The organism is Aeromonas diversa CDC 2478-85, assembly GCF_000819805.1.
Taxonomy (GTDB): domain Bacteria; phylum Pseudomonadota; class Gammaproteobacteria; order Enterobacterales; family Aeromonadaceae; genus Aeromonas; species Aeromonas diversa.
On record NZ_CDCE01000023.1, the window covers coordinates 1 to 6,265 of the forward strand.

Consider the following 6,265-nt stretch of genomic DNA (forward strand, 5'->3'; position numbering starts at 1 on the left):
CTGGTGAGGGCGCATTATAGGGAGGCGCGCCGCGATGACAAGGCTTTTTTCAAAGTTTTATGAGTTTTTGGTTTGTTTGCTGAAAAAAGGAGCCGAAGGCTCCTTTTTTATACTTTTAGTGGCGATTTAAGCGGCCTTGCGCTCCATTTCGCTCTGGCGTGACTGGATATAGGCGATCCAGCTATCGGCTCTCTGCTGCCACTCCCGGCTACCACGCAGCTGGGTCGCCAACTGTAGTGCCTCGCCATAGTTTTCAGCCTGCAAGTGGAGTTGCACCAACAGGGCCTTGGCGCGCAGCCCCTCTTTACCAGTCACACGCTGCAATGCAATCAGCTGTTTTCTCGCCTCCTCGCCATGCCCCTGCTGAAGCATCAACTCGGCAGCGCGCAGGGCAGGCTTACCCTCTTTATTAAGCGCGGCAAGCGTCTGCCAGCCCGTGATCGCTTTGCCCCACTCCCGCGCGCCCTCCCACAGCTGCGCCTGCAGTTGCAGGTTCGCGGCAGAGGCGGACAACTTGCCGCTGGCGATGGCGGTCTCGAGCAGACGAGCGCCACGATAAGGGAGACCCTGCCAGGCATAGAGGCGGACCAGCTGATTGCGGGTACTCTCTTCACTCAGCACTTTGCGGTCGACCGCGGTCTGCAGCAGGGCCAGCGCCTCCCGGCCCTGCCGGGCGGAGAGCCGCAGCGACACTGCCTGTTGCCACCACTTGCCTTCATTCGGCTCACGGGCGATGAGCTGTTCGGCGACATCGGCCGCCTGCCCATAGCGCTTGAGCCCATGCAGGGCAGAGAGGCGGATGATGGCGGTGCCCTTGTGCCACCTCTGACGCAGGAGCTGCTCACTCAGATTCGCCGCCTCGGCATACTGACGATTGTGGAAATAGAGGCCCGCCAGACGGAACTGCAGATCCTTGTCACTTTGCAGGGCCAGCGCAGCCTTGTAGCTACTGATAGCTTGGGGCCAGTTCTCCTGCTGGGCAGCGACGTCCCCTTGCAGCCGTAATAGCGCACGGTGCTGCTCCTTGGGCCACTCCTTATATACCAGCGCCAACGCCACCTGGCGGGCAGCCAGATCCCAGCGCCCGCTGTTGGCTGCGGCCGAGGCGCGCAGTTGTGCCAACCAGACCTGCTCGGCCGGGGTACCCGGCTTGAGCGCGGCAGCCTTGGTCTCGGCTGCCAGCCACTGCTTGCCTTCGTAGAGTTTCATCACGGGAGCCAGCTGGCGTGAAAAGCCCGGGCTCACCGTGATGGCCCAGGCACTCTGCCCGGCGAGAAGCAGGGCACACAACCAGAGTCGTTTCATTGCTTAATTCTCCAACCTGAATTTGAAGGTCGCCACCTGAGGAATAGAGCCGGTTTCTCCCTTGCTCGCCTGATAGCGCCACTTGCGCAGGGCCTGCATGGCGGCCCGCTCGAACTGGCCGCGTGGTTTGGCCGAAACGATGGTCACATCCTGCACCTTACCGTCGGCATCGACCACAAACCTGAGGACGACATCGCCTTCAATACCGGCCTGTTTGGCGCGATAGGGATAAGTCGGTTCGATCCGTTGCAACGGGGTCAGCAGACCACCGACACCGATCCCCGCCCCGCCGGCTACCCCGTTCGGGCTGCCCGCCTGCTGGCCATGGAAGTTGCCACTAAACGCCGCCGGATCTTGCGCACCGGGCGCCACATCGGGCATGGCCAAGGTGACCGGGCTCACCCCCGCGATATCGAGGGGAGGCGCCACCATGGGCACAGGCTCCAGGCTGAGCGCCGGGGTAGAGACCGGCTGCATGGTCGGCATGGGCTCCACCTCAGGCAGTGGCTCGGGTTCCGGCGGCACCGGACGCTCCTGGGTCGCCACCTGAAGGTCAGGCTCCTGCATCTTGATGACGATGCTGCGCGACTCGCTCGCGCTACGCGGTCGCAGATCGGGCTCGACCAGGGTTGCCATGAACAGCAGCACGGCCAAGGTAAGCGGCACCCCGAGCAGCAGGCTGGTGAGATAGCGCTTCATCGCGGCGTCACCGCCACGGCGATATTGGCCACACCGGCGGCCTTGGCCTCGTCCATCACCCGCACCACGCGGCCATGGGGCACCCGCTCGTCGGCCTGGATTACCAGGCTGGCCTCCGGCTGCTCGGCGAGCATGCGCGCCAGGCTGGCCTTGACGCGCTCCACATCGACCGGCCTGCGGTCGAGGTAGATCTCCCCCTTGGCACCGATCGCCAACATGATGCTGGACGACTTCTGGGCCTTGGCCTGGGTTGCCTCGGGACGATGCACCTCGAGCCCCGCCTCGCGGACGAAAGAGGTAGTGACGATGAAGAAGATCAGCATGATGAAGACGATGTCGAGCATGGGGGTCATGTCGATCTGGATTTCGTCACGCTGACGTTTGGGTTGTCTTCTCATTGGTTACAACTTCCTATTCGGCGCCCATGCCATCGCGAGTCTGTTCGAGCAGGCGGCGCGCCTGGCTCTCGAGACGGCTGAGGATCAATACCCCGATGAGGGCCACGACCATCCCGGCCATGGTCGGGATGGTGGCACGTGAGATGCCGCTGGCCATGCTCTCGGGATTGAAACGGTTGGCCATGGCCAGGGCGTCAAACACCCCGATCATGCCGGTGACGGTGCCGAGCAGTCCCAGCATGGGACAGAGCACCACCAGAGTGCGGATAAAGAGAAGATGACGTTGCAGCTCCAGCTCGGCCTGGGCGATCCAGCGGGTACGGATCGCCTTGGCCTGCCAGCTGGTGCGCTCGGCGCGGGCACGCCAGTTGGTCAGCAGCGAATGCTGCACGGCGCGATAGCCTCCCCACAGATAGAGCAGCCGCTCCAGGATCAGGCACCACATCACCAGCAGTAGTCCCAGGATCACCCAGAGAATGGGGCCACCACGCCCCATGAATTGCTGCAACTGTTCCCACACGGCCATCATCAGGCAACGCGCTCCGTCTTGCTCTGGGTAAGACCGGTGGCTTCGGCACGTTCGGCCAGGATGCCGGCCACTTGCTGCTCAAGCAGGTTGGAGAGCTCACTGAAACGCGACTGCAACAGGCTGTGGGCCAGGATCAGTGGAATAGCCGCCACCAAACCCTGCACCGTGGTCACCAGCGCCATCGAGATGCCGCCGGCCATGATCTTGGGATCGCCGGTTCCGAACTGGGTAATGGCCTGGAAGGTGCCAATCATGCCGGTCACGGTACCGAGCAGGCCCAACATGGGGGCCACTGCGGCGATCACCTTGACCATGCCGATGCCGCGCTCAAGGCGCGGGTTTTCCTGCAAGATCGCCTCATCGAGGCGCAGTTCCAGGGTTTCCATCGGCAGGTGGGGATACTGTTTCTCCACTGCCAGCACACGCCCCAGCGCGTTGTGCTCGTCGAGGACCGACTCGCCCACTTGGCGACGCACGGCCTTGAGTTCACGAGAGAGCAGCACCAGGCGCACCCCGGCGATGCCAAGACCGGCCAGGGCCAGCGCCAGAATGATGTAGCCGACCGTGCCACCTTGTTGCAGCCGTTGGGTGAAGGTCGGCATCTCGGCCAACATGGCCAGCACGGCGCCATGGGAAGGGTCGATGGCCACCGCCTCGCCTTCCGCCCCCTGATAATCGCGATAACCATCCAGCACCTTGCCCGGCAAGTTGGCAATCGGTTGCAGCCCTTGCGGGGTCCCCTGCACCAGACCCTGCTCGGCCGCCAGGGTGAAGGCACCGAAACGGGTCAGCGGCTGGGTCGCGGCGACTCCTTCGGCACCGTTCACCGGTGCGCTGAAGCGCGCAACCTGAGCCGACGCCTTCATCTCCCCGAGCAGCAGCTCGGGCAGCAGCGCCAGGGCGTAGCGATCCGGCACTGTCTTGTCATCGCTCAGCGCACGCAGCGGTTGGAGACGATCAGGATATTGGGCCTGCACGGCAGAGGCCTCGAGCAGGGTCATGGCCTCCTTGGCTCCCTGGCGGCTGACGGCAAACAACTCATCCATGCCGCTTGAGGCACTCAACCACGCCTTGTTCAACTCGCTCAGCTGCTTCTCATTACTGGCAAAGCGATCGCCGAGCGACTGGCTTTCTGCCTGGGCACTGGCGAGCTTGGCTTTGGCCTGAGCCAGCTGGCTTTTTAGAGTAGCCAGTTCCTGGCCGGCCGCCTGCTCGCGCGCCTGTTCTTCGGCCGAAAACTGCGGGGCTGCCTGGACGCCAAATGCCAACGCCAGGATCAGGGGTAATGCCTTCATTGAGAGATCTCCTGACGAGCGGTAGACAGAGGCAAGGTGAGCAGGCTCGGAGTCTGCTTCTCCTTGGCGAGGGCGATCGCCTGGCCGATAGCATCGTGCCAGGCCGCATCAAGCGGCTGCCATGCCTTGACCTCGGCAGACCATCGCCAGGCACCAGAGCCGTCGGTGGTCATGGCCAGCAGGGCGATACGTCCCAGTGCGACCACGTCGACCAAGCGCTCGGTTCCCTCCAGCGTCAGATGCTGCTGCCACACATCGAGGCGGCTGCCGTATTCGGCCTCCACCTGATACGCCTGCAACAAGACACGGAACTTCTCGGCCTCGCTCACGTCGGCCCGGGCCAGGGTCTCTTTCAGGGTCTGCAGGCGCGCGGCCCGATCGGTCGAGCGCAGTGGCAGATCGCTGGCCACCCAGGTCTCGAGGTCAGACTGCATCTTGAGCAGCAAGGGCACCAGGCCCTGGCGGGTCAGCTCCACCTCGTTCAGCTGGTTTTGTAGCGTAGTCAGCTCACGTTCCTGGTCGGCCACCATGCCTTGCATGTACTGGTTATAGGAGGTGAGATCCTTGAGTTGACGCTCAGCCGCCTGCAGCTCCTGGCGAGCAATTACGGCAGCATCGGCTACCTGTGCTACTTTTTTCTGAGAGGCCTCTCCTGAGGCCAGATCATCCATCAACGCATTCGACACCTGTGACTGAGCACAGGCCAAATGGGTAAAGCAAAACGGCAAGAGGAATGCCAGCGCACTCTTAGTCATGGTCGCAGCCATCATTGTTGATAACGCTTATCATTATCCCAAAGTTGAGGCCATGAAGCAAATCATGGAATTTCGTTGCGACCCCTTCAGTGGGTGGCTAAGGTGAGCCGAGTGTTTGTACGTCACTTGCCGGTTCTGTCGACAAAAGGAGAGTCACTTGCACAACGATAAGCTTTGGGGGCACATCGAGACGTTCACCAGGGCGAGAAGTACCATGGAGATGCAGACAGCTCTGGAACGATTCAGCCACAAGATGGGGTTTGACTACTTTCGCCTGCTGATCATCTTTCCAATCAGCATGAACAAATCCCATGTAGCCCTATTCAACAACTGCCCGCTCAGCTGGTTTCAGGCATATTGCGAAAACCGCTACCTCACTCAGGATCCCATTGTCTGTCTGGGTCTGAGACAAACACTACCGATTTTCTGGAATTCGCTGGATTACAACCAACCCTGGCTACCCCCAAGCAGCCGGGACGTGATGAACCTGGCAGAAGATTTTGGCGTCCGTAATGGCGTCTCATTTCCTCTCTACAGCCCGAATGGCGAAAGAGGGATTCTCTCTTTCATAACGAAGGAGCGCAGTAATAGTGAGCTGATGTTTGAAAATGTGCCGACACTCTCATTCTGTGCCAGCTATATCTTCAATGCGGCTTTGGAATTGGTTAAACGCAAACCTGAAATTGCGCGTCACCTGACCACACTGTCGAGCAGAGAGAAGGAATGCCTGTTTTGGGCTAGTGAAGGTAAAACATCCTGGGAGATTGCGACCATTCTTGGGATTAGCGAGAGAACCGTTAACTTTCACCTGACTCAAGTCACGAACAAAACCGACTCTCGAAATCGCAACCAGGCTATCGCAAAGACGATCTCCAGTGGTCTCATCGTACCTTCACTCGATGAAGTGAGTATCACAAATATTCGCCTATCCTGAACGACCTGGATAGAAAACGGGACGCCGAGAATATAGGAAAGCATTCTCCATGACCAAAAAAAAAGCCTCCCGATTGGGAGGCTTCTTTTGAATAGGTGCCTGACTGTGTCCTACTCTCGCATGGCATCTGCCACACTACCATCGGCGCTACGACATTTCACTTCTGTGTTCGGCATGGGAACAGGTGGTTCTATCGTGCTATTGCCGTCAGGCAAAAACTTTTAATTTATGGTGCTGATACCCAGAATCGAACTGGGGACCTCATCCTTACCAAGGATGCGCTCTACCGACTGAGCCATATCAGCACAAAACCGGTCGAAACAACGCGTTGCGTCATCTCTGAATTGGGT

7 protein-coding genes, 1 tRNA gene and 1 rRNA gene are annotated in these 6,265 nt (G+C 60.2%); 1 reads left to right on the forward strand and 8 read right to left on the reverse strand.

Annotation, left to right across the window (positions count from 1 at the left end):
• Positions 1-126: 126 nt before the first annotated feature.
• From BN1121_RS08065 to BN1121_RS08090, 6 genes are read right to left on the reverse strand one after another with little or no spacing between them, the layout of a single operon-like run.
• Positions 127-1,305 (reverse strand): tetratricopeptide repeat protein, encoded by a 1,179-nt coding sequence (locus BN1121_RS08065; protein ID WP_005363632.1) that lies wholly within the window; start codon positions 1,303-1,305, stop codon positions 127-129.
• A gap of 3 nt (positions 1,306-1,308) precedes the next feature.
• Positions 1,309-2,004, reverse strand: coding sequence for an energy transducer TonB (locus BN1121_RS08070; protein ID WP_005363639.1), 696 nt, complete (start codon positions 2,002-2,004; stop codon positions 1,309-1,311).
• Entirely contained in the window at positions 2,001-2,402 is a 402-nt protein-coding gene (locus tag BN1121_RS08075) for an ExbD/TolR family protein (RefSeq protein ID WP_005363640.1), read from the reverse strand. Before BN1121_RS08075 ends, BN1121_RS08070 begins: the two co-directional genes overlap by 4 nt.
• 13 nt (positions 2,403-2,415) lie before the next feature.
• Positions 2,416-2,931 carry a MotA/TolQ/ExbB proton channel family protein gene (locus BN1121_RS08080; protein ID WP_005363641.1) on the reverse strand — a complete coding sequence of 172 codons (516 nt, stop codon included), beginning with the start codon at positions 2,929-2,931 and terminating at the stop codon, positions 2,416-2,418.
• Complete coding sequence (locus BN1121_RS08085; protein WP_005363643.1) at positions 2,931-4,226, reverse strand: MotA/TolQ/ExbB proton channel family protein; 1,296 nt, start codon at positions 4,224-4,226, stop codon at positions 2,931-2,933. The genes BN1121_RS08080 and BN1121_RS08085 overlap by 1 nt, the downstream gene beginning before the upstream one ends.
• Positions 4,223-4,981 carry a DUF3450 domain-containing protein gene (locus BN1121_RS08090; protein ID WP_081606492.1) on the reverse strand — a complete coding sequence of 253 codons (759 nt, stop codon included), beginning with the start codon at positions 4,979-4,981 and terminating at the stop codon, positions 4,223-4,225. Before BN1121_RS08090 ends, BN1121_RS08085 begins: the two co-directional genes overlap by 4 nt.
• Positions 4,982-5,138: 157 nt before the next feature.
• On the opposite strand from BN1121_RS08090, the gene BN1121_RS08095 reads away from it, so the two are divergent.
• On the forward strand, positions 5,139-5,915 hold the full coding sequence (locus BN1121_RS08095) for a helix-turn-helix transcriptional regulator (protein ID WP_005363648.1): 777 nt from the start codon (positions 5,139-5,141) through the stop codon (positions 5,913-5,915).
• Between the two features lie 97 nt (positions 5,916-6,012).
• Here BN1121_RS08095 and rrf read toward each other — a convergent pair.
• Positions 6,013-6,127 (reverse strand): 5S ribosomal RNA (rrf, locus tag BN1121_RS08100).
• Positions 6,128-6,144: 17 nt separating this feature from the next.
• A tRNA-Thr gene (locus BN1121_RS08105) sits at positions 6,145-6,220 on the reverse strand.
• Positions 6,221-6,265 lie beyond the last annotated feature (45 nt).

Excerpts from the sequence above, each read along its gene's own strand:
- BN1121_RS08065 (WP_005363632.1), bottom strand. The coding sequence starts at position 1,305 with ATGAAACGACTCTGGTTGTGTGCCCTGCTTCTCGCCGGGCAGAGTGCC.
- BN1121_RS08070 (WP_005363639.1), bottom strand. The coding sequence starts at position 2,004 with ATGAAGCGCTATCTCACCAGCCTGCTGCTCGGGGTGCCGCTTACCTTG.
- BN1121_RS08075 (WP_005363640.1), bottom strand. The coding sequence starts at position 2,402 with ATGAGAAGACAACCCAAACGTCAGCGTGACGAAATCCAGATCGACATG.
- BN1121_RS08080 (WP_005363641.1), bottom strand. The coding sequence starts at position 2,931 with ATGATGGCCGTGTGGGAACAGTTGCAGCAATTCATGGGGCGTGGTGGC.
- BN1121_RS08085 (WP_005363643.1), bottom strand. The coding sequence starts at position 4,226 with ATGAAGGCATTACCCCTGATCCTGGCGTTGGCATTTGGCGTCCAGGCA.
- BN1121_RS08090 (WP_081606492.1), bottom strand. The coding sequence starts at position 4,981 with ATGACTAAGAGTGCGCTGGCATTCCTCTTGCCGTTTTGCTTTACCCAT.